General features: G+C 35.6%; 23 protein-coding genes and 2 tRNA genes. 7 read left to right on the forward strand and 18 right to left on the reverse strand.

Features of this window, described 5'->3' with window-relative positions; all coding sequences use genetic code 11:
• Positions 1–90: 90 nt before the first annotated feature.
• Complete coding sequence (dnaA, locus tag NTU58_02795; GenBank protein ID MCX6764613.1) at positions 91–1,446, reverse strand: chromosomal replication initiator protein DnaA; 1,356 nt, start codon at positions 1,444–1,446, stop codon at positions 91–93.
• A 222-nt stretch (positions 1,447–1,668) separates the two neighbouring features.
• On the opposite strand from dnaA, the gene rpmH reads away from it, so the two are divergent.
• From rpmH to NTU58_02820, 5 genes are read left to right on the forward strand one after another with little or no spacing between them, the layout of a single operon-like run.
• A complete protein-coding gene (rpmH, locus tag NTU58_02800; GenBank protein ID MCX6764614.1) occupies positions 1,669–1,803 on the forward strand; it encodes a 50S ribosomal protein L34 in 135 nt (44 codons plus the stop codon).
• Positions 1,804–1,807: 4 nt separating this feature from the next.
• Positions 1,808–2,149 carry a ribonuclease P protein component gene (rnpA, locus tag NTU58_02805; GenBank protein MCX6764615.1) on the forward strand — a complete coding sequence of 114 codons (342 nt, stop codon included), beginning with the start codon at positions 1,808–1,810 and terminating at the stop codon, positions 2,147–2,149.
• Positions 2,149–2,355 carry a membrane protein insertion efficiency factor YidD gene (gene yidD, locus NTU58_02810; GenBank protein MCX6764616.1) on the forward strand — a complete coding sequence of 69 codons (207 nt, stop codon included), beginning with the start codon at positions 2,149–2,151 and terminating at the stop codon, positions 2,353–2,355. Before rnpA ends, yidD begins: the two co-directional genes overlap by 1 nt.
• Before the next feature lie 11 nt (positions 2,356–2,366).
• Entirely contained in the window at positions 2,367–3,059 is a 693-nt protein-coding gene (locus NTU58_02815; protein ID MCX6764617.1) for a YidC/Oxa1 family membrane protein insertase, read from the forward strand.
• Positions 3,028–3,489 carry a hypothetical protein gene (locus tag NTU58_02820; protein MCX6764618.1) on the forward strand — a complete coding sequence of 154 codons (462 nt, stop codon included), beginning with the start codon at positions 3,028–3,030 and terminating at the stop codon, positions 3,487–3,489. The genes NTU58_02815 and NTU58_02820 overlap by 32 nt, the downstream gene beginning before the upstream one ends.
• 11 nt (positions 3,490–3,500) lie before the next feature.
• On the opposite strand, the gene NTU58_02825 is transcribed toward NTU58_02820, so the two are convergent.
• From NTU58_02825 to NTU58_02840, 4 genes are read right to left on the reverse strand one after another with little or no spacing between them, the layout of a single operon-like run.
• Entirely contained in the window at positions 3,501–5,309 is a 1,809-nt protein-coding gene (locus NTU58_02825) for an ATP-binding protein (GenBank protein ID MCX6764619.1), read from the reverse strand.
• A gap of 24 nt (positions 5,310–5,333) precedes the next feature.
• Complete coding sequence (locus NTU58_02830) at positions 5,334–5,978, reverse strand: hypothetical protein (protein ID MCX6764620.1); 645 nt, start codon at positions 5,976–5,978, stop codon at positions 5,334–5,336.
• A 1-nt stretch (position 5,979) separates the two neighbouring features.
• Positions 5,980–6,384 carry a PrgI family protein gene (locus NTU58_02835; GenBank protein ID MCX6764621.1) on the reverse strand — a complete coding sequence of 135 codons (405 nt, stop codon included), beginning with the start codon at positions 6,382–6,384 and terminating at the stop codon, positions 5,980–5,982.
• Between the two features lie 19 nt (positions 6,385–6,403).
• Positions 6,404–6,871: a hypothetical protein gene (locus tag NTU58_02840; protein MCX6764622.1), complete on the reverse strand. Its 468-nt coding sequence runs from the start codon at positions 6,869–6,871 to the stop codon at positions 6,404–6,406.
• Between the two features lie 172 nt (positions 6,872–7,043).
• Between NTU58_02840 and NTU58_02845 the strand changes: the two genes are divergently transcribed.
• Entirely contained in the window at positions 7,044–8,297 is a 1,254-nt protein-coding gene (locus NTU58_02845) for an SPFH domain-containing protein (protein ID MCX6764623.1), read from the forward strand.
• A gap of 96 nt (positions 8,298–8,393) precedes the next feature.
• Here the strand turns inward: NTU58_02845 and NTU58_02850 are convergent, their stop codons facing one another.
• The 4 genes from NTU58_02850 to NTU58_02865 are packed head-to-tail and all read right to left on the reverse strand — an operon-like array spanning position 8,394 to position 15,116.
• Positions 8,394–10,832 carry a type IV secretion system protein gene (locus NTU58_02850; protein MCX6764624.1) on the reverse strand — a complete coding sequence of 813 codons (2,439 nt, stop codon included), beginning with the start codon at positions 10,830–10,832 and terminating at the stop codon, positions 8,394–8,396.
• 3 nt (positions 10,833–10,835) lie between these two features.
• Complete coding sequence (locus NTU58_02855; protein MCX6764625.1) at positions 10,836–11,975, reverse strand: pilin; 1,140 nt, start codon at positions 11,973–11,975, stop codon at positions 10,836–10,838.
• Between the two features lie 18 nt (positions 11,976–11,993).
• Complete coding sequence (locus NTU58_02860) at positions 11,994–12,662, reverse strand: hypothetical protein (protein ID MCX6764626.1); 669 nt, start codon at positions 12,660–12,662, stop codon at positions 11,994–11,996.
• A 12-nt stretch (positions 12,663–12,674) separates the two neighbouring features.
• On the reverse strand, positions 12,675–15,116 hold the full coding sequence (locus NTU58_02865; GenBank protein ID MCX6764627.1) for a pilin: 2,442 nt from the start codon (positions 15,114–15,116) through the stop codon (positions 12,675–12,677).
• 135 nt (positions 15,117–15,251) lie between these two features.
• Between NTU58_02865 and NTU58_02870 the strand changes: the two genes are divergently transcribed.
• Complete coding sequence (locus tag NTU58_02870) at positions 15,252–16,289, forward strand: M23 family metallopeptidase (GenBank protein MCX6764628.1); 1,038 nt, start codon at positions 15,252–15,254, stop codon at positions 16,287–16,289.
• 46 nt (positions 16,290–16,335) lie between these two features.
• Here the strand turns inward: NTU58_02870 and NTU58_02875 are convergent, their stop codons facing one another.
• The 9 genes from NTU58_02875 to NTU58_02915 all read right to left on the reverse strand — a co-directional run bounded on the left by NTU58_02875 (position 16,336) and on the right by NTU58_02915 (position 24,920).
• The gene (locus NTU58_02875) at positions 16,336–17,871 is read right to left on the reverse strand and encodes a YifB family Mg chelatase-like AAA ATPase (GenBank protein ID MCX6764629.1); all 1,536 of its coding nucleotides are present in this window, start codon (positions 17,869–17,871) and stop codon (positions 16,336–16,338) included.
• Between the two features lie 85 nt (positions 17,872–17,956).
• Complete coding sequence (locus NTU58_02880) at positions 17,957–18,322, reverse strand: TraR/DksA C4-type zinc finger protein (GenBank protein MCX6764630.1); 366 nt, start codon at positions 18,320–18,322, stop codon at positions 17,957–17,959.
• A 17-nt stretch (positions 18,323–18,339) separates the two neighbouring features.
• Positions 18,340–21,141 carry a hypothetical protein gene (locus NTU58_02885; GenBank protein MCX6764631.1) on the reverse strand — a complete coding sequence of 934 codons (2,802 nt, stop codon included), beginning with the start codon at positions 21,139–21,141 and terminating at the stop codon, positions 18,340–18,342.
• Positions 21,142–21,176: 35 nt separating this feature from the next.
• Entirely contained in the window at positions 21,177–23,255 is a 2,079-nt protein-coding gene (gene pnp, locus NTU58_02890; GenBank protein ID MCX6764632.1) for a polyribonucleotide nucleotidyltransferase, read from the reverse strand.
• Positions 23,256–23,267: 12 nt separating this feature from the next.
• A complete protein-coding gene (locus NTU58_02895) occupies positions 23,268–23,771 on the reverse strand; it encodes an NYN domain-containing protein (protein MCX6764633.1) in 504 nt (167 codons plus the stop codon).
• A 30-nt stretch (positions 23,772–23,801) separates the two neighbouring features.
• Positions 23,802–24,068, reverse strand: coding sequence for a 30S ribosomal protein S15 (gene rpsO / locus NTU58_02900; GenBank protein MCX6764634.1), 267 nt, complete (start codon positions 24,066–24,068; stop codon positions 23,802–23,804).
• 85 nt (positions 24,069–24,153) lie between these two features.
• Positions 24,154–24,226 (reverse strand) — tRNA-Lys (locus tag NTU58_02905).
• A gap of 2 nt (positions 24,227–24,228) precedes the next feature.
• Positions 24,229–24,840 carry a hypothetical protein gene (locus tag NTU58_02910; protein MCX6764635.1) on the reverse strand — a complete coding sequence of 204 codons (612 nt, stop codon included), beginning with the start codon at positions 24,838–24,840 and terminating at the stop codon, positions 24,229–24,231.
• Between the two features lie 8 nt (positions 24,841–24,848).
• A tRNA-Arg gene (locus NTU58_02915) sits at positions 24,849–24,920 on the reverse strand.
• Positions 24,921–24,956: the final 36 nt, after the last annotated feature.

Raw genomic sequence — 24,956 nt, forward strand, 5'->3', positions numbered from 1 at the left:
TTTATAAAATAAGTATTGGGTTGTTTATGTTTTTGGTAAAAAAACAATAGAGGTTTTTTATAAGTTGGTTTTGTTTTTTTTCCACAACAGTTATCCACTACATATCTTCTGTTTTATCAACTTGATTTCTTCAACCAAAACTTCGTTTTTTTCAGACTCTTTCGCTATTTTTTCACAACCGTAAATAATAGTGGTGTGGTCTTTCCCTCCCAGCTTTCTTCCTATGGTAGGAAAGGAACATTTTAATTCTTCCCTTAAAAGATACATAACAACTTGCCTTGGTCTTACTATTTCTTTTCTTCTGGAGTTGTTTAAAATATCCTCTTCTTTTAAATTATAAAAATCAGCAACGGCCTTAATTAATTGATCGGAGCTTATGACTCTGGGCGGGGCTTTAATGATGTTTTTTAAAAGATTTTTTGCCGTTTCCAGGTCAGGGATTTTTCCATTTAATCTTTGGCAGGCGATGAGTCGGTTTAGAGCTCCTTCTATTTCTCTAATATTGGTTTGGACGTTTGAAGCGATAAATTCCAAAACTTTGTCGGAAAATTCCACCTCTTTCTGCTTACTTTTTATTTTTAAAATAGCCAAACGAGTTTCATAATCCGGATGCCCGATGTCGGCAATCATTCCTCCTTCAAATCTTGACCTCAGTCTTTCTTCAAGCGCCGGAATTGCTTTTGGGAATCGGTCCGAAGATAAAACGATTTGTTTATTTTTTTCATAAAGAGCATTAAATAAATGGAAAAACTCTTCCTGAGTTTTTTCTTTTCCGGCTAAAAATTGAATGTCATCGATAATTAAAACGTCAATTTTTTGATTCTCTTGTTTAAAGCTTTCTATGCTGCCGTTTTTAATGGCGCCTACAATTCCGGTAATAAATTTTTCCGAAGAAGCATATTTTATTTTTTTATCAGGAAAATTTTCAGAAATTTTATTTCCGATTGCCTGGATAAGATGGGTTTTTCCTAACCCTACTCCTCCGTAAACAAAAAGGGGATTATAAATAGCCCCTGGGTTTTCAGAAATAGCCCAGCCTGCCGCTTGAGCCATTTCATTGAAGGGTCCGACTATAAAATTTTCAAAAGTATACTTAGGATTTAAGTTGGTTTCTTTGCTTACTTTTAATTCTTCAAATTCTAACTGAGGAACGCTTTGAGGAGTTGAAAAATATTTTTTTTGTTTTTCTACTTGGCCTCCGGTTCTATTAATAATGTATTCAACCTCTTTGATTCCTTCATTTAAATCATGCAGGGTTTTTAAAACAAATTTATTGTATTTTTGCTCCAGCCATTCTTTAGAAAAAGCATTAGGGACCGAGACCAAAAGCTTTCCTTCTTTTTCTTCTAAAATTTCCGTGTTTCTAAACCATGTTGCAAAATTAGCTTTGGAAATGTTAAATTGGATTTGAGCTAAAACAGCTTGCCAAAGTTCTTCTTTGGTCATAATTTTTTAAAACTTTAAAATTATAGTTCTAAGGTTATATTATAGGGATTATATCTCCTGTCAAATGACCTTACTGTTGTAAGGGAAAAGCAAGGAGTTGTTTAAAAGCTGGGGACAAGTTGTGAAAATTTTTAGAATTGACTAACTTTAAAATCGAGGATATACTGATTTTAGATTTAAAATTAAAATCAAATTTTAATTTTTTAAATTTAAATTAAAATTATGAGTTTTACTTATAATCCCAAAAAGAAAAAAAGAAAAAGAACCCATGGGTTCAGAAAAAGAATGAAAAAATTTGGCGGCAGGAGGGTTCTTTCCAAACGGAGAAAAAAACACAGAAAAAGATTAGCTGTTTAATTTAATGTTGCCTTTAAAAAATAGACTAAAAAAGAAAAAAGACTTTGACGAAGTTTTTAAAAAAGGGAAAGGAATCGAAGGATTTTTTTTGTTTTTAAAAATAAAAAACAACGACTTAAAAGAAAGCAGATTTGGTTTTATAGTGTCTCAAAAGGTCAGCAAGAAAGCCGTTATTAGAAACAAAACCAAAAGAAGAATGAGGGCGGCAGTAACGAACAGGAAAAATTTTATTAAAAAAGGATTAGACATTGTTGTTATGGCCAAAAAAGGAGCTGAGCGGAAAAATTTTTTGGAAATCGAAGAAGAGCTGGTTAATCTTTTGAAAAAAATAAAAGTATTGGAATGATTAAAAAAGTTTTTTTAAAAACAATTTGTTTTTATCAAAAATATTTTTCTCCGTTATTTCCAAAAGTTTGCCGTTTCTATCCGAGCTGTTCTGAATACTCGTTTTTAGCGATTAAAAAATACGGAGCAATAAAGGGAACTTTTTTAGGAATAAAAAGAATTTTAAAGTGCCATCGTTTTAATCCGGGAGGAGTAGACCTTCCTTAAATTATAAAAAAATGAACATAGGATTAATTTTCAATATTATTTTTTACAAACCATTATTTGGTGCTTTGCTTTGGCTTTCTCAAAATTTGCCCGGGAATGATTTAGGAATAGCGATTATTGTTTTGACCTGTGCTATCCGCCTTTTGATTTATCCTTTAAATACAAAATCAATTCAATCCCAAAAAGCCCTCCAAAAGCTTCAGCCGAAAATTCAAGAAATCCAATCCAGATTTAAAGACGATAAAGAAAAACAAGGGAAAGCTATAATGGACCTTTACCGTCAAGAGAAAATCAATCCTTTTTCGGGCTGCCTTCCAATGTTGATTCAACTGCCTATTCTAATGGCTTTGTTTTTGGTTTTTAAAGACTTTGCAAATAATTTAGACGTTCGGCCAATGTTTTTAGGATTAATTCCTTTAACAGAGCCTTCTAAAATTCTGGCTGTTTTGTCGGGGATTGCCCAGTTTTTTCAAGTAAAAATGGTAAGTCCTAAAAACAAGCCCGGTAAAGATAAATCAGATTTTTCACAGATAATGCAGAAAGAAATGTTGTATTTGTTTCCTTTAATCACCGTTGTTTTCTTGTGGAAACTTCCCTCAGCCATTGGCATTTATTGGTTAACTACCAGTTTGTTTTCAATAATTCAACAATACTTAATTTTTAAGCCGAAAAATGATTATCAATCAGGAGATTCAAAAAATTAAAAATATTATCCAGGGTTTTTTTGAAAAAATGACAATTCCTGTTGAGGTTGAAATAAGCCCCCGAAAAGACAAAACCATTCCTATTGATATTAAAACGGAAAACCCGCAAATTTTAATTGGAGAAAGAGGGCAAACCTTAATTGAGATTCAGCGGATTTTAAAAATTATCATTAAAAGAATAATCAAAGAAGATATTTTTATTGACTTAGATATTAATGATTATAAAAAGAAAAAAGTTGAGTATCTTAAAGAACTGGCAAGGGCTGCTGCTGACGAAGTTGTTTCTAGTAAAAAAGAAAAAATTCTGACCCCAATGCCAGCTTACGAAAGGAGAATAGTTCACTTAGAGTTAGCTGAAATAAAAAATATTACCACCGAAAGCATCGGCGAGGAGCCGGAAAGAAAAATAGTAATCAGGCCCTATCCTTAAAATTATTTTTTTTATTCTTCTTGTTCTTCAGCCAGGGATTCCTTGGCTTTTTTTATTTTCGTCAATTCTTCGGGAGAGGTAGTAATAAATTGGTCTTCAGCATAAGAAGCAATCACTTTTATTGCTACATGTTTTGGGCCGGCGAAAAATAACCCTTCTCCCACAGCCGACTCTAATAAAAGATATTTTTCTTCTTCGGTCAGGCCAAACGTTTTTTGAACTACTTCTATAGTAGCCGTAGATTGTTTCATTATGAATTGCATAGCGGAATTGGTGATAATCGGCTGGCCGTAGGTTGATTTCATAAAATCAGCCACATCTTGGGTGACAGTAGTAACCCCCAACCAATATTTTCTCGCTCTTTTAACTAATCCAAACAAGAAAGAAGCGCCATCTTCTTTTTGCATTATCCACCAAGCCTCATCAACCACTAAAATTCTTTTTTTAAGCTCAGACCTGACTTTATTCCAAATATAACGCATTACAATAAACATGGCTATCGGCCGCAGCTCTTCTTCTATGTCTCTAATTCCAAAAACAACCAGATTTCCTTCCATGGAAATATTGGTACGGTTGTTGAAAAAGTCAGCATAGGTTCCCTTGGTGAATTTTCTTATTCTTCTAACTAAAGATTCGGCTCCTTCCATGCCCTCCAAAACTGCTTCCAAATCTTGCATCAAAGGAATTGCTTCTTGCCATGTCCTGTGGTCGGTTTCCGGAGTAATATCTTTTGCGGCATAGGTTTCAGCAAGAGCCTGGTCTATAATCGCATCTTCTTCAGGAGTTAAACCACCGAGCATAATTCTCAAAAGTCCGACCAAATTGATGATGTTTGACCTTAAAACATCATCCGGGTTGTCATCGGCTTGCAATAACGGGAGATCAAAAGGATTTATATGATTATCAGAAGACAAGGAAATGTTAAAAAAGCGGCCTCCAACAGCTTCAGCCAAGGACCTATATTCATTTTCCGGGTCAATAATAATAACATCAACTCCCTGCATTAAAGACCTCAAAACTTCTAATTTAATTGTATAAGATTTTCCTCCGCCGGACGTTCCAAAAATTACTTCGTTCCCGTTGGCCAAAGAAAAACGGTCAAACAAGATAAGGGAATTGTTGTGTTTATTTATTCCATAAAGTACGCCGTCGTTTGAGCTTAAATCAAAAGAAATAAAAGGAAAAACACTGGACAAGGGTCCCGTGTTCATGGGAGTGTAAATTTGCATTTTATCTAAACCGTATGGTGCGCAAGTTAAAAAACCTTCTTTTTGTTGATAGTTAGCCGGTTTAATGTAAATTAATCTTGACTCTAAAATAGAACGCAACGTAGTTTCTATTCTTTTTAATTCTTCTTCGTTTTCGCCATAAATTGTAATATAAACTCCAAGCTTCGCCATCCTTTCTTGGGCAGTTTGAAGCCTTTCTCTTAAGGATTCCAAGTCCTGATAAGCAATTTCCAGGGCAGGGTCTTTTATATACCCTTTTTCTTCTTTTTCAGAAATTTCTGCCTGAACTTCAGTTACTTTTTTTCTTAATTTTCTTAATTCAGGGCCTGTTTCTATCGGATGGATGAAAATAGCAACATCTAGCCGGTCGCTTAAATTAATAATAGGAGATAGCCATCCAGTGTTGATATACCTTGGATATGAAAATATAAAAAAAGACTTGGACAGCCTTTTCCCAAAATTGATGGAATCGTAATTTATGGCTATTGAAGCCGGAGAAACAATATCTTTTAAGTCTATCCTGGAATGCTCGACGATTTTTTCCCGTTCGCTTGGCTCTATGTTTTGCTTTGTTTTTTTAAAAAAAGACATTTTGATTTTTATTTATTGACCGGCTTATTTAATTATTTCTGGCGGAATTTCCGGATAATAACCAAGTTCGGCCTCTTCCGGATGATGCAACCCCCATAATAATTCAATTAGTTCGGCGCTGTTTAAAGGAGAAGATTGCAGTCCGCACCTTCTTAATCCTAAAGAAATAAATTCCATTCTTTGCCAAAGCTGAACTTTGGTTCTTTGAAAAACGTCTTCCGTGAGGGTTAGAGTCGGTGTTTTTGAAAGAAAGCCGGTTTTTTTAGAACTTTGAGTCTCGACAAGAGAGAAAGGCACAACGACAAAAAAATTTTTACTCATTATGGAGCTCCTTAATATTAAATCTTCAATGAACTTTCGATATTCGGCAGTTTGGATTTTTAATAATTCGTTTTTTTGTTTTATTTCCAGGTCTTTCATTTTTTCCAAGTAACCGGTGATGTTTAACTTTCTGGATTGGACGATAATTTGTAAAGAAAAATCCAGCGAATTCAAAAAATCCTGAAATTGATAAATCGTAGCATTTTGTTCCTCTTCTTCTTTTAAAGCGAAGTTTAAAGAAGAAACCATTAAAACACCCCTCATGGCCTTGCTCTTTAGAATCATTATTCCTTCTTTGATTTCATCTACTTCTAAAAATTGTTGCGTGGAAATATTTTTTTTATCCATGTTAATTTTTTGTTTCTACTTGAGTGGCTAATTCTTTTAACCTGCTTTTTTTAATAATTTTAGGAGTAGTATCCTCCTCTTTTTTTTCTTTTATTCTTTCTTGCCTGATAACTATTTTGGGAGCCATTATCTTTTTTTGCCAGATATAAACTTTAGGAGATAAGTTAAAAAAGAAAAAATTTTTCAGAACAGATAAAGGATGAAGCCCGCCAATTTTTAAAAAAACCAGAGCCATAGAACCCCCTCCGACAAAAATTATAACCGGTACGTAAATATAAAAAGGTGTTTTTAAAACAGCGGCAAAACAAACAATGCCGGCTATGGCCACGACAATGAATTGCTTGAAACTGAAAGGGCCGATTACTTTAGCTTCGTATTCAATAAATTGGGGGACAGTGAATTCCATTTATTTATTTTAGATTTTTTTATTCTTCTTCTTCGATTGATTCTCTATAACCGTCTTTTTTTTTACTCGTGCCAGCCGATTTTTTTTCGGTCGCGTTAACGAGTTCTACCTCTTTTTTTTCTGTTGAAGAACGAACTCCAGTCTCGGTTGGTTTTTCTTTCGGAGCGGTTTTTTCGTATAAATTGGATAAACTTAATTCGAGAGGATATAAAATAAATCTTTCAATTTCTTTGCTGACTTTTTCAGCTTTTTCTTTTTCGAAACCGAACTCTTGTTGCAAGGTTTCCGGCAGTTTTTCCGGCTCTGAAACTCCAAGTAAAACCCGACCGACAATTTTTGCCAGTTTGGAAACTTCTTCTATGTCGTTATGCTCACAAATTTCATAAACATCATCAGCGGTTTTTTCGGAAAAAACAGCATCTTGAAGGTCAGACGGAAGATTTTCAAAAAGTTTCCAAAACTGGTTGGGAGTATAGTCTTTGGGCATAAATTTAAAAAAATTACTTTTATTTATTTTACCACACAGACTAAAGAAGAGTAAAGAATATTGACAAATAATAATTTTCATGCATAATCATAGAAGAGCTAAGAGGATTAAAATGTTCTTAGCGCCTGAATAATTTCAGGTTGATTTAAAATAAAATAAAGGAGTGATGCGAATGGATGAAAATGATAAATCAGAAGAAGCAAAAAAAGAAGCTGAAACGGAAATAACCGACGAAGACATTGAAGAAGACATTAAAGAGGAAAAACAGCGGAGAACATTAACTGAAATAGGTTTAAGTGCTGCGATTATTCTTTGGTGGATATTATTTCCGACAATAGGATATCTGGCAATAAACGCAATAACCGCGATTTTGCCAACTTCAGCATATATATTATTTATCGATTTTCCGCTTAGAGACTTAGCTTTTCTTGTTCTGATTATCGTATTAATAGCGCTTGAAATCAGATATATCTACAAGTCTTGGGGATTTATTTCTTACAGGCCCCCTTATGTTGGACTAGGAGTAATCTGGGGAAAAAGGAAGGTTAAAATAGTAAAAAAAGAAGGATGGATATTGATTGCCGATTACTTTCCCTTTAACTACACAGTTACTTTAATAAAAGTTCAAAAAATCGACAAAGATTTTACTTTCTCGGACATAAGGACCAAGGCGAAAGAAGAAGAAAAGGACTCTAAATTGCCGTCTAGGTCAGGAGCATTGGTTGAAGTAGATGTTTCTTTAACTTTTATTCCGGACTACAAAGGCAAGGATGCCGGGGAAAGGCTTAAATCTTATTTGAATAGTGGAGAAGCAGAGGGCGTTATAAACATTATCCAAGACCAAATTGCAGAAGAGTTAAGAATTTTAGGCGGGAAACACGATTGGGAAGAATATACTTTCAGTGCGACAGAAATAAAAAGGGTGCTATTGGAGAAGCTTACAGGAGCTGATATTAACGGGGCAAAAGATGAAAAAGAAAAAGCTAAAAGACAAAGAAAGATTGAACGGGAAATTCGAATTTCAGGAGCCAGAGATGTGTCAGACTTAGGCATAAGAATATGCAGATTAAACATAGGACAAATAGATTTGCCGAAAAATAGTTCTATGAAAAAGGAAGCTGACAGTCTGGAAAGAGAAAGGCAAAAAAGGCAGGGAGACACCATTCAAATGAATTTTCTAGAGGAGCAGGTAAGAAAGTTTATAGCCCTCGGTTTAAGTCCTGGAGAAGCGTCAGACGTTGTCCAAACCCAACTTAAAATGGCCGGTAAAAATATCAATACCTTCCGGGGATTAGAAGGAAGCAAAGGCAAAGACGGTCAAAGTCAGGGAATAACGCCCAATATCATAGCTATCGTAGAAGACAAAGTCAGAACCAGTAAAGAAAAAACCAAAAAGAAAGACGAAGACGAAGAAGAAAACGAATAAATCGACAGTAAACAAAAAAGGGATTAATTTCTAATATTAAATTAATCCCTCTTTTTTATTTTTAGTTTGTTTTATTTTCCATTTATTTCACTTTTTTTATTTTCTTCCTTGTTTTTTTATCCAATTTTCGTCTTCTTTTCTTTTTTTCCTTGCCGCTGCTTCTTCTTCTCTTCTTTTTTTAATTACCATATTTTCTTCTTCTCTTCTTTTTTTCCTTATTATTTCCTCTTCTTCTCTCATTCTTTTTTGATGTTCCCTGATGCTTTCAGGCTTACCAGTTGTCCAACCGACGTCTTCCTCGTGTTGCATTCCTGCTATCGGCGGTACCGGCGGCGGCGTTTGTCTTTCTCGCAGAACTTGTCTAATAGACCTAGGTTCTGTTTCAGTAGCTTCAGGGGAAGACTTTGTGGCACCAGACATGTTTTGTGGAGTGCTTTTCGAGTTTTTCCATTTTTCTTGGTCTTTTCTCATTTTATCATTTCTTTTTTTAATCTTGTCCTTAATATTTAATCCTTCAATTGGAGTGAAACCTGCTTCTTGAGCAGTGTTGCTGGCTAAATAGCCAGGCAATCGAGAGTTTCTTGGTTGCCCGGTTTTTTCATCAATTTCATAATACCAATCTGAATTGCCATTGTGAACTGCATCGTGTTTTCCCGCCTCAAAGTCAGATACAAATCCTTGGCCGAATTTTTTAGCTGCCTCTGAAATTTGAGGCCCGGCCCAGAACTTGTGGGCAGCCTCCATAAGGTCTTTATCTGAATGCCAGCCTTTTTGAAGGGATTTGATTTCATTATCGTCTTTAGCTTCTTTGATAATTTTTTCTCCATAAGACTTAAATCCATCTTTTTCCATTTGTTCTTTTGTATAAGTTCCTCTTCTTCCCTGAATAACTCCGAATTCTTCAGGCATATCTTTTGTAAAAGCCCTTTCCATATTTTTCTGTTCTTCTTTTTTACCCATAAGCCCTAATTGGTCATAAGCTTTTGTCAGTTCCAGCTTGCCCTGGGCTGTTACATTTCCGTCCTTGTCTTTAACCAGTTTATCTATGCCACCTGTTTGTTTTTGTTCCATCATGCTCTGTAAAATAGCACTCCTTTTAGCCGCATCAACAGGATTAGTTTTCAGATATGCTTCAACGTTTTTATCAGAGTCTTGTTCTTTGGAGGCTTGTTGGTAAGCTTCGTTATAAGCTCCTTTATCCATCTCTTTAGTGCTATTTAGGTAAGCTCTTCCCATCTTGCTTTTCCAGCTTTTATTTACCAGACCGCCGCTTTTGGCACCTCCTTTTTGCGTAGACCATTGTTGCATTCTTGATTGCATTTTTTCGCCGGTTTTAGTATGACCAGCCGCCCTAGTGACCTTACCTCCCGCCTTTTTAGCTTTTTTCATTATTCCAGCAAAACCTCCCATTCCCTTGTAGGCGCCTTCCAATTTTGAAATTGCGACATCAGCGCCGGCAGGAACGTATTTTTTGGTAATGTGAAAAGCAACAGCCAGGAAGCAAAGTAAAAATAAATAATCAAAAGTGGAGTCAGGCAGCCTGAAAGAAGGAAGTCCGCTGGCAGCCGAAAGATCTATGTTTCCCGGCCTGACTACAAAAGATTGAGTATATAAAGTTGTTATTAATCCGGTTAAAAATAAAGCCACCACGCCTAAAAAAGCCCATTGTACGACAAAAGTAAGCCATTTTTTAAAATATTTTTCAGTTTGAGGAAAAATTAAGCAGAAAAAAGCCAAAGGAGCAAAAATAGACAAAAGCCAAAGCGCGGCGATTCTTATTAAGAAAAGAATAAAATAGATAAAATAAATAGCTCCTAAGACCAAATTCATTGCGATCAGTACGACCATAGAAAAAATATCGCCCAACAAACTTCCCATAAAAGTTTGGGTAAGAAGAATGGCAAGAGAGAAGATGCTTCCAAAAGCTGTAAAAGCGCTGGCAACATAGGCAGTAACGGTTACCAGCATAACATTTATTATTGCGCTAAAGCTTGATTGTAAGGGACGGAGAGCCGCGCTGACAAAGTCGGTTCCGAAAGCTTGAATAAAAGTGTTCATAAAGAACTGGGCAATGTCAGTAAAAATTCCCACTATAAGCAAGCTAAAATTAACCAACAAAATAACAATAACTAATCTGACAAAAGATTTTTTAGACTGCAGGCTTTCAATTTTTAAAATATAACCCAAGGCAATGAAGATAATAGACAAAACAAAAAAGATGTTAACCAGTCCCGAGACGAAAGTCCATCCTGCCCAAACCGTGGGATTGCTTATATTAACAGGAATACTGATTGCCCATTGAAAAAGATGAGCGGACAAAACGACAAAACCTGAAGATGCAAAAGCGAGCAAAATGAGTTTTACCAACAAGCCCAGAATCTGTTGGTCTATAAAATCAAGGGCATTCAAAACCGTGTCAACATAATCAAAAATTCCGGTTCCAATTATTGCCTTGGCTTGATTAGAAAAAATAAAGAATCCCGTAAAAACAAGACAAACAAGTAAGATTATTTTATATTTTTTAATTTTAGCCATTTTTTAAAAAATTGGGCCGGGAATTAAGTTGCAGTTTAAATCAAGCGTAAAGGTTGCCAAAGGAGAAGCAAAGCCAAGGGCTCCTCCGAAAGCAGCGGCTCGATAATAATAAAGAGATGAAGTGGCAAGACTGCTGGTGGCAATACTGAAAGGAACGGGGTTCGCGTTGTCGATAAATTTTTGTTCTCTTGGGGCGGGAGGCCGGGGAAGTTGTTGGTCAAGATATATTGGGTCTTTTCCGTATTCAAAAAAAACATCAACCTTATCATTTCTTTTCATATCAGTGACCTCTCCGTTGAAAACAACATTGCAGGTTTGGTCTGTGTTTTGTTGGGGAGCTCCTGCTGTTGGGGTTACATTTTTAACCAAGGGAGTTCCTGGGGGAGAAAAATCAGTAATCCTAACTGAGTGCACGTGGTCTAAAGACATCCAACCAAGGGTTGATTGGCTCTTTGATATGGCAGTGAATTCTCCTGCACAGCCAGGGTCTTTATAAAGATTTAATTGGCATGCTCCTTCTATTTGAATTGACTTTGGCGGCGTCAACGCTCCCCAGCCGAACAATCCCCAGACCGAAACTCCAAAATCTTTACAAGGGTCCGACGGATCTATATCTCCGGGAGCAAAGAAATCAAGCGAAGGATTAAGCAAATCCTCTTGATAGTTTGCAAAATGATAAAGCCTTACCCATACGCAAGGCTTTTCATAATTAGGAGCTGACCACAAAGAAGTGTTGAGAAAAGGAACAGTTGTTGTGGGAAGGGTTATGGTTGTTAACTCCGGATTTAAGGTGTTTAAGATGATAAAGGACGACAAAAGTAAGACAAGGCCGATAAGAGCGTCTCTTATTCTGTCTTGGCCCTCTTTCATTTTTATCGGGTCGCCTACTGAAGTTAAATATTTGAATCCTCCAAAAATTAAAGCAAAAAAAGCAGCCAGTCCTCCCAATAAGATTGCCCATCTGTACACGTATTCGGTAAAATCAACTAAATTGCTGGTTGTTGTCAGTGTTTTTCCTCCGGGCGCTTCCGGCCAGTCAGTTTCTAATGCTTGCGTTGTTTCAAAAAAAGCGCCGGATAAAATAATGGCAACTAAAAAAGATATCAGTAAAATCTTTTTATTTTTTTTCAAAAAATTTTTCATTATTTTATTATAACTTATTTATTTAATCAATTGAATAGACTCCAATATTTCATTAATTTCTTTTTCTATTTTTTCATTTTTATTTTCCCTTGAAAAAACAAAAGAAATAAAATAAGCTTTTTTATTGTTTTGGTCGTAGTCAACCAACAATATTTTTTCTTTTGAGTAAAAAATATTATTAGGAGAACTTTTTTTTGCATAAAGGGCCCTGAAAAAAGCCTCCTTTTCCTTAGTTTCGATTTCAATAATTTCCGTTGTAATCCCTTCTTTGTCGTTTATTTCTTTCATTATATCAATTATTTCTTGGGGCGTATTTTTTAAATCAAAAAACCCCTCGGTTACCGTTAAGCCGTAAAAAATATCATTTTTAATTCTTGAAGCTAAAAATAAGTTTTTAAATTTATATTTTTCTCGGGCTTCTTTTGGAATTCCTTCTTGGAAGTTTTTTGTATCTGTCGCCTCTACCCAGTTTGAAGGGTAAACAAATTTTAATTTTTCATCGGGGGTGATAAATTCTTTTTTCGGAAAATCTTTTTCTTCGGAAACTAAAGATTCTATTTGTTGGATGTTTTTTTGGGAAAAAAAATCTTTGGGAAACAAAGTTTCTTTTAGGAAGAAAAAAGTAAGCAAAAAAATAAATCCGACGGCTAATAAAATAAGCAATATATTTTTAAGAAAACTTTTCATTTTCAATTTTTATCATAAGGGGATATCCCACCATTGACCAAAAAATTCGAATTTATATCCCACGAATGCCAAAAGAAGATTTATTAAAAGCCAAGCTCCGAAAATAACGGCATATCCTATCAGAGTAGCTTTAAATACTGATTTTACCTGAGACATAATCGTGGTTTCTCCTTTTGAAATAAAGAATAACCCGGCGACGGCCAGAAGTATCAAAATGATAAAAATCGTTGCTATTTTCCAAAGAGCAAAATCTAAAATATTTCTAAGAAGCAAGAAAATATGTATTATTTGGCAGGACTCCCTTTCGTTAAAAGGAGTATCGGGGTTGTCATATTTTTTACCGCAAGGCACTAAACCGCCCTTAGCTTCGGGAGGAGTAGTCAGGCTTAAAACAAAATTTTCCTCCGCGCTCCAGCCTCCGCTTGCATTACAATTTACATCTAAGCAGGCCTCCACTTTCCAGGAATAAGTTCCGTTTTCAGAAAAGTCCCACGAAGCATAAGAGGCGTAATTAGAAGAAACTATTTGGTTAAAAAGTTCCTCTCCGTTGAAAGTTATTATATAATGATATTTTTTTGCTCCGATTACTGAGTTCCAGGAAAAATTTATATTTCCGGATGTTTCGACTAATTGGCCGCCAACAGGATAAGTAAGGGTCGGGGTGCTGATATTAAAGGTTTTAAAATTTCGAAGTTTAGGGTCAAGAAGAGCCTGGTTAGGAAGTCCGCACCTTCCATTATTGGCGCAAGTTCTGACTCTCCACCAATACCAAGTCGAGGTTCCCAGGGCGGGATAATCTAAAATAAGGTCAGAAGCCGAAGTGGTTCCGGTCCAGACTATACTGCCCATAACAAAAGGGGCTATGGTTAATTCTATTTTATAAAAACCAGCCCCGGCGATATCTTCCCAATCAAGCCTAACCGGCAAAACAATATCAGTCATTGCATTATCCGGTTTTTTTAATTCCGGAGTTCTTCCGGTTGTTCTGAATTGCCAAGGGGCTAGCCAACCCGTGCAGGCTTGGCATTTATTGTCTGTGCAGGGGTTGACTGTCCAGCTATATACTTGGTTTAAGTTTAAATCTAAAACAGCTCCAGCTCCCGAGGTTGTTCCTTGGATTACGCTTCCGTCGCTTAATTTTGTTGTTTTATAAAAAAAAGAGTTAAACCCCATTGCTCTTGTCCATATAAGATTAACAGGAACATTTATTGAACTGCTTGGCAATGAATTATTGGGAGGAGAGACTAAGGTAACTACGCCAGGCGTAGCAGGGCTGGTTTTAAATCCCCATTTTTGGCTGGTAGTGCACACTCCAAGTCCTTCTTTTTCCCAACAAGTAGAAACCTCCCATCTGTAGGTTTTATCAACATTAAAAAAAGCGTCGAGGTCTTCATAAAAAGAAATTGCGTATATATAAGGATTGGAAGGTTCAATTTCAATAGGATCTCCATGGAGAGTTTCTACTCCACCCTCTAAGATGTATGGTTGGACCTCATAGTAATCAGCTTCTTTGACATTGCACCATTCAAGGGTAACTGGCACCAAAGCATCTAAAAACATTTCAGTTGTGTTGTTCCAATCCGGGTCCGGCGGCGATACGGGTTGGGGAGCTAAGCTTAATTCGAAAGAAGAGGTTGAGACAGCGTCCCACGTTTTGCATTCAGTTCCATCGGCGTTACAACAAGGCATGATTTTCCATCTGGTTGAAGTGGACTGAGTAAAAGTAGTATTGACGGGCAGCTTTAAAAAACAGGGAGTTGTGTTTCCGCTTGCGGGAATTACCCAGGTTTGATTTGCCAGAACGCCGGAGTTTGTGGCTAAAGGGCCGTTATTGCTAATAAATCCGGAACTGGTAGCTTGAGACAGTATCCAAGAAGTAGTTGTGGGCGGGTCTGCTTTCCAGGCTCTGTGCCAGTAAGAGTTGGCTCCCGGAACCTTATTCCAGGCAAGTTTTATAGGAAGACGAACATTTGTATTGGGGACAATTCCAGTTCCTGACTCTAAATGAGGGCTTGTTGGATCTGACAAGCATTCGCCCTTGCATTCACAATAATCATCGTCAGGAGCTTGCCAACTGGTATTTCCTATACAAATTTGATAATCCGCACAATCTTTCCATATATTGGTTAACGAGCTTCCTCCTCCGCAGCCACTCCAACCGCCGCATACCCATATGAAATTTCCTCCTCCGACATCTACACAATCTACGCTACGAGTTTTTTGATAACCTGAATTAGTTTGCCTTTCAACGTTATTGCTGGTATCAGTGCAATCATTATTTGATTGGCATCGATAATAAGTGCTATTGTCACATCCTGAAGAAGTAGTGTCGTCTGGCTTTGGAAGAGTAGTGCATGGGTCTCCGCAGCCAGCCCTAACCTTTGGGATTAAAACAAGCAATCCTGCTAAAAAAACAAAAATAATTAATAGTTTAAAAAATAAATTTTTATTCATATTTTCATTAATTTTAACTTTTTTGCTTAATAAATACTATTTTTGAAGATGTGGATATCTTGGTTTTAAAGTTGTGCAATTTCTGTGGAAAAAATACTTGACGGAAATGGCTAAATCAGATATTTTAAAAAGCAGATGCACAGAAAGCTTAAAAAAGCCCCCTTCTTGGGGGTCATAGCGCTTATAGCGATTATTTTGGGAGTCGGAATGTTTTATGTCTCATTTTCTAAATCCTTTAAAAAAGACAAAGGGTTAGTTTCCGGTTTTGATAACAGATTATTTTTGGAAAAATCGACCAAGACCATTGAGTCGCCTAATTTATCTTTAGTTCAGGAAAATAGTATTTTCGGAGTCTCCTGTTCCCAGATTATTTCTTCAAAAGCCCTTGGAGTTTTAGTTGGAGAGGAAAGTACGGAAGACAAGAAAGAAATTACAGAATATATCGTTCAATCGGGGGACACAATCGGGTCAATTGCCGAAGATTTTAATATTACCGTAAATACTATTCTTTGGGCCAACGGCTTAAACAAAAGTTCAACCTTGAAATCGGGCCAAAAATTAATAATTTTGCCGGTTTCCGGAATTTTTCATAATGTAAAAAAGGGGGATACCATAGACCAAATAATCAAAACTTATAAAGGAAATAAAGAAGAAATAATTGCTTTTAACGAGTTAACCCCTGAAGGAGAAATTTATGTCGGTGATATTTTGATTATTCCCAATGGCACAAAACCGGCGCCAGTTTCAATTCCAAAACCAATTCAGTCGGCCTCGCCCTTAGCTGCCAGTTATTTTATACCTCCAATTCTTTCTCCTTATAGAATCACCCAAGGCCTTCATTGGTTTAATGCTGTTGATTTTGCTTACCATTCGGAAAGTTGCGGCAAGCCGGTTTTAGCGGCAGCCGAAGGAACAATTTTGAAAATTAAGTATGGTTACAATGGAGGAGCGGGCAATTATATAAAAATTATTCATCCCAACGGCTTAATTACCCATTACGGGCATTTGCAAGTTATTTTAGTAAAACAAGGAGATAAGGTTTCTCAAGGAGATATAATCGGTTCCATTGGTTATAGCGGGAAAACCATTCCTGCGGGACCCGGCGGTTGTCATCTTCATTTCGGCCTAGACTCAGAAGTCGGCATTTCTCCTAGCAATCCTTTTACAAAGTAAAAAAATATTTACCAATGAAATCAAAAAACACTTTTTAAGTGTTTTTTTAATTTTCTTCTTTTAATCTATACATTAAGGCCTCCATTAAATTATCAAAAGATATTTTTTCTTTTTCTTCCAAGTCAGCTATGGTTCTCGCCATTTTTAAAACCCGATGATAACCTCGGGCCGAAATCTGGCCGGAGTTGACATATTTTTTTAAGATAGATTGGGACTTATTGTCTGTTTCGCAATATTTTTTAATTTGGGGAAGGGGCATTTCGTTATTAGTCATAATATTTTCCTTTTCTGATTTAAATCTTTGTTTTTGGATTTGCCGGGCAATTTCAACTCTTTTTTTGGTTTGTTCAACAAAGTTTTCATCGTCAACTTCGGTCAGTTTTTCATATTTTACGGCGGGTACCTCTACGAAAACGTCAATTCTGTCCATAAGAGGGCCTGACATTTTTCTTTTGTATTTTTGGATTTGAGAAGAAGTGCAGGTGCAGATTTTTTCAGGATTATTTAAATTACCGCAAGGACAGGGGTTGGAAGCCGCCACTAAGGTAAAGTTAGCCGGAAAAGTTAAACGGTTTTTAGCCCTCAATACCGTAATGATTTTTTCTTCAATGGGTTGGCGCAAGCTTTCCAATACGTCGCGATGGAATTCGGGGAATTCATCCAGAAAAAGAATTCCGCGATGAGAAAGAGTTATTTCTCCGGGCAAGGGCGGATTTCCGCCGCCCAACAAAGCAACCTCGGAAGAAGTATGATGGGGGGAGCGGAAGGGCCTTTTTTGGATTAATGATTTTCCTTCCGGCAACAATCCGGCGATGCTGTAAATTTTAGTAACCTCCAGGGACTCTTCAAAGCTTAAGGCCGGTAAAATTTCAGGCAGGGCTTTAGCCAGCAAGGTTTTACCAGTACCCGGAGGTCCTACCATAAAAAGATTATGGTTGCCGGCAGCGGCAATTTCCAATCCTCGTTTTGCATTTTCCTGGCCTTTTATGAAAATTAAATTAGAAAAAGAATCATTTTGTTGATTGAGAATTTTTTCAAAATTTTCAGAAGCAGGGGAAATATTCTTTTTCCCTTCCAGATAATCAATTGTTTCTTTTAAACTTTCAACTCCGATTACTTTAATGTTTTTTATCAGTCCCGCTTCTTTTGCATTTTGTTTTGGTAAAATAATTTCATCAAAGTTTATTTTTTTAGCGAGCATCGCCAGAGAAAGAACTCCCTTGAGCGGCCTTAATTTTCCGTCCAAAGACAATTCTCCGACAAAAATTTTATTCTGAGGGTTAAATTTTATTTGTTTTGAAATTAATAAATATCCCAAAGCAATTGGAAGGTCGTAGAAAGAGCCCTCTTTTTTAAGGTCAGCGGGAGCCAGATTAACTAAAACCCTATGGGGTTGTTGATGAGGCGATTTTAAATAAGAGCTTTTTATGGCAGCTCCCACTCTTTCTTTTGATTCCTCCACCGCTTTATCGGGAAGGCCGACAATATCAAAACACCGGAGTCCGTAAGAAACATCGGTTTCCACTTCTATAATTTGAGCTTCTAGCCCTATAATAGCTGCTGAATAAACTTTCGATGACATATTTGTCTATTATATATAATGTAAGAATAAAACAAACCCCATTTTTCTTTTAAAAAAGGGGGTTCGTAAGTTTTAATTTTTAAAATTATTTGCACTTTTCGCAGCTTTTAGCCGATGGAAAAGCTTTTAATCTTTCGATAGAAATTGATTTTTTGCAATTTTCACAAATTCCGTACTTTCCTTTTTTAATTTTTTCTAAGGCCGAATTAATGTCTTGAAGCTTTTTTTCAAGACTGAATTCTATCGGCAATAATCTTCCGTATTCCTCGACTTCATCAGCAGCTCTTTCCATGCTTGAGCCCCCGGTTTCTTCACTAAAACGCGGGAAGCGGGTATCCCAGTCGCCCCTTAGGTTAGTGTCTTTATTGGCAAAACTTTGAAGCTGTTTTTCTATCGTTTCTTTTTCTTTTTCTAAAATTTCTTTTATTTGTTTCGTGAAGATTTTGTTCATATTTTTTTAATAATAATTTAATCTTTTATTTTGTCAATCGTTTTAAAAAGAGTTTCTCCGGAGCTGGTTAAGATAAAAAAATCCTTGGAAACCAAATAGCAAAGGCCGAGATTTTCCTTGGTAAAATCTTGATATCTGAAGCTTAAATTTTTATAGGAAGATTCTTTGAAAACAAGAGAGATTGCTTTTTCTTTTTTTCCCATTAAAGCAAAAAAAGAATCAAAGTCAATTTCCATTGTTTTTTCCCAGTTTTTTAGAAAAATTTTTAAACCTTCTTCATCTTTCGTTTTAACCGCAAAACCGATTCTTGGCTCTTTTTTTTCATTGATAAAAATAAAAAGAGTGAAGTTTTCTTCTACTTCCTGATAAAAAGATTCAATGTTTTTAATCTGGAAAGCTTCCAAAAAATCTTTTAAAGAGATTATTTGATTTTTTTCTTTATTCTCTATTAAAATCCTGACGAAAGAATTAATTTTCCATTCTGCTCCAAGAGAATCAGCCAAATATTCTCTAATTTCTTCTTTTGTTGTCACTTCAAATATTTGTTTTTCTTCAATGGGAAAAAGGGAATCGGGAATTTCCAAAGTTATTTTTTCAGTTATTTCTTCGCTGTCGGTTGCCGGTTGCGTTTTTTCGGTTGTTTCTTCATTTGTTGTAGGTTGTATTTTTTCTTCAGTCAATATTTTAATTTGTGATAGGTTAGAGAAAAAAGGAATAAGTTTTTCTTTCAGGCCCCAGTACCAGAACAGGACAAACATAATTAAACTCAGGATAAGCAAAATTATAAAGACCCTAATCATAATTTTATATAACAAGGAATGTTTTCTAGGCAAGTCTTTTCTTTTTAAGACTTCCTTTTTTTCTATTTTTTCCTTCGGTTTTTCCTTAATTTGGGGTTCGGGAATTCTTTCTTGTTCCTCCATTTCTTTTTTGATTCTTTCAATTTCCGCTCCTTTTTTGAAAATTTCCGATTCATAAGACGGTTGTTTTAACAGGTCCAACTCTTCCTGAAGTCTTTTTTCTTTTTGTTTTATTTTTTCTCTTTCTCCGATGATTTTTAATTCTTCGTCCCTCTCTTCTTCGAAGCTTTTTACTTCTTCTTGTTCGGTTTGTTTTTTAAGCTGTTCTTCTTGTTTTCTTTTTAATTCTTCTTGCTTTTTGTTTTCTTCTTCTTGACTTCTTCTTTCGTCTTCTGCTTTTATTTTTTCCAATTCTTTTTTTTCATCCTCTTTGGGCCCTTCAGGCTCCTTTCCTAATAAATCGTAAGTTTCTTTCAGCTCTTTTTTTAATTTTTCTAATTTTTTCAATAATTCCTGATAAAGCAGGGCAATTTCTTTTTCTTCTTTTTCTATTTTTTGTTTTCCTTCGTTTAAATGCCATTTATTTTTTTCAATTTTTTCTCTTTCATCTTCCACTTTCCATCTTTCTTTTTCAATTTTTCTTTTTTCGTCAAAAAGTACGGCGCTTTCTTCGTCTATTCCCAACTCGTTTATTTTATTTTCAATCTCTTCTTCTTTTGTCGTTAACTCCTTTAAATAGGCAATAATTTTATCTTTTGTCTTTTTTATTTCCGATAATTTTTCTTCCAAAGGAATTTTTTCCCTCGTTGTTTCTTCAAGCTTTTTTTCTAATTTTTTTAATTTGTCTCCCAAGTTTAAAAATTCTTCTTGCCTTATAATTTCATTTTTTCTTTCTTGGAGGTCTTTTTCTAATTTTAAAATTTTAACAGATTCTCTTTCGCAATTGTTTATTTGGTCTTCTGTGTTTTGCATTTTGTCTTCCGTTTCCCATCTTTTTTCTTCGATTTTTCTTCTTTCTTTATCAAATTGCCATCTTTGGACGGCTATTTGCTGTTTTTCTTCAATGGAAATGGCTTCCTTTCCTTTTTTGTCCAATTCTTTTACATCCTTTTCTGTTTTGGCTTCTTTGCTTGAAACTTGCTTCAGTCTTTTTTTAATTTCTTCAAATTGATTTAAGAAATTATTCTTTGCTATTTCTAATTTTTGTTTTTGCAAAGCCAAAAAAACGAGTTTTTCTTCGATTTGAACCCTTTCTTTTTTGAGTTCTTCTCTTTTAAATATTTTTGATTTTCTTTTTTCTCCTTCTTCCTGTTTTTTTCTTAATTCTTCAGCTTCTTTTCTTTTTATTTCTTCTTCCTGTTTCTTTCTTTCTTCATTTCTTTTTATCAATTCTTCCTGTCTTTTTCTTTCTTTTTCTCTCCAAGCCTCTTCTTCTCTTTTCCTTTGTTCTTCTATTTTTATTCTTTCTTCATTAAATCTCTTGTTTAGAACCTCTTCTTGTTTTTTTATTTCTTCCTCGGGTTTTTTAAATTCCTCGATTTTTTTTCTTTCCTCGGCTTGTTTTTTCAAAAATTCTTGTTGTTTTTTTTCGTTTTCCAGCCTAATAAGCTCTTCTTTATTTCTTTGTTCTTCTATCCTTCTTTCTTCTTCTTTTTTTCTTAATTCTTCCTGGGTTTTTATCGCTCCTTGTTTTTTTAGTTCCTCTTTTTGTCTTTTTTCATTCTCAATTTTTCCTAGTTCTTCCCGTCTTTTTATTATTTCTTTTTGTTTTTTTTCTAATTCCTCTTTCCGTCTTTCTTCTTCCATCTCTATTTTTTTTCTTTTTTCATCTTTGATGGCGGTTTTTTTAAGGTCTTCATCTCTTCTTTTAGTAGTGCCCAAGTCAGCCATTCTTTTTAATTCTTCTTGGGATTGTTCAATCTTAATCTTTTCGATGTCTTTCTTCATCGTCACAATGTCCTTCATCTTTATAAAATCAATATCTTCGCTATTTTCTTCTTGAAAATCTTCTTTTAGCATTATTAAAAGAATTTTTTAAAATAAAATTTTAATTATTATTTTAACGGCTTGAACAAAGATAAATCAACTCTTCCTTGGTCATCAACATTGGTTACTTTTACCCAAACTGAATCCCCGGCTTTTAGAATTTTTGTCCTGAGTTTGGAAATATGGATTAGTCCTTCTTGGCCCGGGAAAATTTCTACAAAAGCCCCGAAATCCATTATTTTTTTGACTCTTCCCTCAAAGGTTTCTCCTATTTTTACTTCTCGGGTCATGTTTTTTATTAGAGCTGTTGCTTTTTTGCCGTTTTCTTCTTTCTCGGCTGTTATAAAAATTTTTCCGTCTTCTTCAATATCAATATTTACTTCATATTCCTCGGTGATTTTTCTTATTATTTTTCCGCCCGGGCCTATAACGTCCCCAATTTTTTCAGGATTTATTTGCAAAACATAAACTCTTGGGGCCCAAGAGGAAAGACTTTCTCTGGGAGCAGGGAGAATTTCCTGAATTTTTTTTAAAATTTCCAATCTTGCTAACTTTCCCCTGACTAAAGCCTCGGCTAAAATTTGTTTATTTATTCCTGTAATTTTTACGTCCATCTGAATCGCAGTAATTCCTTCTTTTGTCCCGGCTACTTTTAGGTCCATATCGCCGTAATGGTCTTCGGGCCCTTGGATATCGGTTAATATTTTGTAGTTACCCTTTCCGTCGCTCATTAATCCCAGCGCGATTCCTGCAGCGGGTTTTTTTATCGGAACTCCCGCATCCATTAAAGCCAAGGAAGAAGAACAAACCGAAGCCATCGAGGAGGAACCGTTGGAAGAAAGAATTTCAGAGACTATTCTTATTGTATAAGGAAAATCATCAAAACTTGGGATAAGAGGGAAAAGGGCTTTTTCAGCCAACATGCCGTGTCCTATTTCTCTCCGGCCGGGACTTCTTATCGGTTTTACTTCGCCTGAGCAATAAGGGGGAAAATTATAATGATGCATGAATTTTTTTTTGCCCACGATTTCCATCCCTTCAATCAATTGTTGGTCTCCCGGACTTCCCAAGGTTAAAATAGAGAGAGCTTTCGTTTGTCCTCGGACAAAAAGACCGCAGCCGTGGCTTCTAGGCACCAATCCGACTTCAGCATCAATGAACCTTAATTCGTCTAATTTTCGGCCATCGACTCTTTTTTCTTTTTCAAGTATGTTTTTATGGACTAAATTTTCAATTTCTTTATAAAATATTTCACTTGCAAGCCTGATTTTTTCCGGTTCTTCGTGTTTCTCCTTTACAAAATTAATCAGTTCTTCTTTAAGGTCGCTCATCCTACCTTCTTGTGAGGAATTGGGCGATGAATATAGATTTTTTTCTAATTTATCAGAAAGCCAATGTCCGACTTCTTTTTCCAGTTTTTCATCTTTAAAGCTTTCAATTAAAACTTTTTCTTTGCCCGATTGCGTCGAAATTTCTTTTTGGAAATCTATTAATTTTTTAAGATAATCTTCTCCGAATTCGGTTGCTTTTAAAATTGTTTCTTCGTCAGACTCGTCAGCCCGGCACTCAATCATGTTAATTAAAACTCGATTATCTTTTTTGGTGCCGGCTAAAACTAATTCAATTTTTGATTCTTCTTTTTGTCCACAGGTCGGGTTTAAAACAAAGCCATCGTTTATTTTTCCTATTCTGATGGCGCCAATAGGGCCTGACCAGGGGATATCGGAAATTGAAAGGGCTATGGAGGCGGCAATCAAGCTGACCATATCGGGATTATTCTCTCCGTCCCAGGCTAGGCAGGTGGTAATAACTTGAATTTCTCGATAAAGATTGTTGGGGAACAAAGGCCTGATGACACGGTCAATCAATCTGGAAGATAAAATTGCCTCATCGGACGGTTTTCCTTCTCTTTTCATATATCTCGACCCCTTTATTTTTCCGGACGCATAATATCTTTCTTCGTAATTTACGCTTAGCGGGAAAAAATCGATTTGGTCGCTTTTTGATTTTGCCATAACGCAGGTTGCCAAAACCAAAGTATCGCCGTATCTTACTAAAACTTCACCGTTGGCTTTTTCAGCTAAATTTCTAATTTGAACGATTAAATCTCGTCCCCCTAATTCTAATTTGTAATTTTTAGTTTCCATTTTTTATTTTTTTTAATCTTTTAATAAGTATTTACTGGGAGTTTTATCCAGGTCTATAAATTCATCGGCTGCTTCTTTTAATTTAGAGGAAGTGGTTTTACCGAAAGCTAAAACCTCAACTCTTTTGCCCTGATTTTTTAAATATTCGACTAAAGGAAAAAAATCCCCGTCTCCCGAGCAGAGCACAATTACATCCAAGCTTTGGGCGGTTCTTACGGCGTCAATAACTATCCCGACGTCCCAATCGGCTTTTTTCATTCCGTCGTAAAATTCTTGTAAATCTTTTACTCTCATTTCAATTCCCAACTTGGTTAAGGCTTCAAAAAAAGGTTTTTCTTCGCCTGTTTTTGTTTTTACCACATAAGCGAAAGCCCTGATAAACTTCCGGCCGGCTATCGCTGTTTTGAGAATTTCCCTGAAATTAACCTTGGATTTGTAAAGATTTTTAGCCGAATGATAAAGGTTTTGAACATCAATGAGTGCTTCCACTCTTTGTTCAATCGGTTTTATTGCCATATATTTTTATTTCCGTTTTTAGCGGAAAAATTATTTCTTTAATCCTATTTTTTTAATTAAAGAATTGTATTTTTTTTCATCAGCCTTTTTTAAGTAGCCCAAAAGGCTTTTTCTTTTGGATACCATTTTCAGAAGCCCTTTTTTTGAATGAAAATCTTTTGGATTTTTTTTCAAATGAAGCAACAGCTCGCTTATCTCTTCGCTAAGCAAAGCTATCTGGACTTCCGAAGAACCGGTATCTTTTTCGTGCTGCTGATGTTTTTTAATCAGTTTTTCTTTGTCTTCTTTTTTTAACATATTTTTTTATTTAATTTATTTTTTTATTTTACCTCAAAAATTAAAAACAAAAAAGGTGTCTTACCTTTCTTTTGATTTTAATTTATGCCCCCAGCAGGACTCGAACCTGCAACTCACTGCTTAAGAGGCAGTTACTCTACCGGTTGAGTTATGAGGGCGGTTAAAATCTTCTTATGTCGCATTTAACTTGAAACCATCCTTCTTTTTCTGGTGTTGCGGGATTGTCTACCAGCCCGGTCCATTCGCTTACTTTAATAGAAACAAGAATAGTGTTTATAATCAGCCATGATCCATAAATCAATACAAGGCCTATTGTCGCCGATGTAAGAATTTTTTTTGCGAAACTGGTTTTTTGAGGATTTTGTCCTGCTTGATACAAAGAAAACCCTCCAATCGTAAATATTAAAACAGCAATCGCAGGAACAATTTTAATTAAAATTAAATCAAGTATGCCATCCGCCATAACAAAGAAATGACAAATAGTACAAGGAATCCATTTGCGAGAAATTAGAGTCCCTATTGGCACTGGATCTCCGCCCGCTGTTTTTTGGTTACACTCTCCAACCACGGAAGCAGCCCACAGGATGTTTGTAGCGCAACATTTTCCGCAAGGGTTCAGCCCGTCATAGGTGATTTTATAAACTTTAGCAGGATCTACGGAACGATCTGTAATTGTATAACTATTAGTTGCTGAAATAATAGAAGGAACAAAGAGCCAGCTTATGAAAAAAAATAAAATAAACAAATTTGAAATTTTAAATAAATTTTTCATATTTTTAATGCCCTCGAGAGGATTCGAACCCCTATCTTTTGTTCCGAAGACAAAGATGTTGTCCGTTACACCACGAGGGCTTAATCTCAATAATATTGTACCAGATGTGTTGATTT

It is taken from the genome of Candidatus Nealsonbacteria bacterium (genome assembly GCA_026396195.1).
GTDB lineage: Bacteria > Patescibacteriota > Minisyncoccia > Minisyncoccales > JAGGXC01 > JAPLXH01.

What these genes read in the sequence shown, in the direction of transcription:
- dnaA (MCX6764613.1), bottom strand. Translation starts at nt 1,446, where the DNA reads ATGACCAAAGAAGAACTTTGGCAAGCTGTTTTAGCTCAAATCCAATTT.
- rpmH (MCX6764614.1), top strand. Translation starts at nt 1,669, where the DNA reads ATGAGTTTTACTTATAATCCCAAAAAGAAAAAAAGAAAAAGAACCCAT.
- rnpA (MCX6764615.1), top strand. Translation starts at nt 1,808, where the DNA reads ATGTTGCCTTTAAAAAATAGACTAAAAAAGAAAAAAGACTTTGACGAA.
- NTU58_02815 (MCX6764617.1), top strand. Translation starts at nt 2,367, where the DNA reads ATGAACATAGGATTAATTTTCAATATTATTTTTTACAAACCATTATTT.
- NTU58_02820 (MCX6764618.1), top strand. Translation starts at nt 3,028, where the DNA reads ATGATTATCAATCAGGAGATTCAAAAAATTAAAAATATTATCCAGGGT.
- NTU58_02825 (MCX6764619.1), bottom strand. Translation starts at nt 5,309, where the DNA reads ATGTCTTTTTTTAAAAAAACAAAGCAAAACATAGAGCCAAGCGAACGG.
- NTU58_02830 (MCX6764620.1), bottom strand. Translation starts at nt 5,978, where the DNA reads ATGGATAAAAAAAATATTTCCACGCAACAATTTTTAGAAGTAGATGAA.
- NTU58_02835 (MCX6764621.1), bottom strand. Translation starts at nt 6,384, where the DNA reads ATGGAATTCACTGTCCCCCAATTTATTGAATACGAAGCTAAAGTAATC.
- NTU58_02840 (MCX6764622.1), bottom strand. Translation starts at nt 6,871, where the DNA reads ATGCCCAAAGACTATACTCCCAACCAGTTTTGGAAACTTTTTGAAAAT.
- NTU58_02845 (MCX6764623.1), top strand. Translation starts at nt 7,044, where the DNA reads ATGGATGAAAATGATAAATCAGAAGAAGCAAAAAAAGAAGCTGAAACG.
- NTU58_02850 (MCX6764624.1), bottom strand. Translation starts at nt 10,832, where the DNA reads ATGGCTAAAATTAAAAAATATAAAATAATCTTACTTGTTTGTCTTGTT.
- NTU58_02855 (MCX6764625.1), bottom strand. Translation starts at nt 11,975, where the DNA reads ATGAAAAATTTTTTGAAAAAAAATAAAAAGATTTTACTGATATCTTTT.
- NTU58_02860 (MCX6764626.1), bottom strand. Translation starts at nt 12,662, where the DNA reads ATGAAAAGTTTTCTTAAAAATATATTGCTTATTTTATTAGCCGTCGGA.
- NTU58_02865 (MCX6764627.1), bottom strand. Translation starts at nt 15,116, where the DNA reads ATGAATAAAAATTTATTTTTTAAACTATTAATTATTTTTGTTTTTTTA.
- NTU58_02870 (MCX6764628.1), top strand. Translation starts at nt 15,252, where the DNA reads ATGCACAGAAAGCTTAAAAAAGCCCCCTTCTTGGGGGTCATAGCGCTT.
- NTU58_02875 (MCX6764629.1), bottom strand. Translation starts at nt 17,871, where the DNA reads ATGTCATCGAAAGTTTATTCAGCAGCTATTATAGGGCTAGAAGCTCAA.
- NTU58_02880 (MCX6764630.1), bottom strand. Translation starts at nt 18,322, where the DNA reads ATGAACAAAATCTTCACGAAACAAATAAAAGAAATTTTAGAAAAAGAA.
- NTU58_02885 (MCX6764631.1), bottom strand. Translation starts at nt 21,141, where the DNA reads ATGCTAAAAGAAGATTTTCAAGAAGAAAATAGCGAAGATATTGATTTT.
- pnp (MCX6764632.1), bottom strand. Translation starts at nt 23,255, where the DNA reads ATGGAAACTAAAAATTACAAATTAGAATTAGGGGGACGAGATTTAATC.
- NTU58_02895 (MCX6764633.1), bottom strand. Translation starts at nt 23,771, where the DNA reads ATGGCAATAAAACCGATTGAACAAAGAGTGGAAGCACTCATTGATGTT.
- rpsO (MCX6764634.1), bottom strand. Translation starts at nt 24,068, where the DNA reads ATGTTAAAAAAAGAAGACAAAGAAAAACTGATTAAAAAACATCAGCAG.
- NTU58_02910 (MCX6764635.1), bottom strand. Translation starts at nt 24,840, where the DNA reads ATGAAAAATTTATTTAAAATTTCAAATTTGTTTATTTTATTTTTTTTC.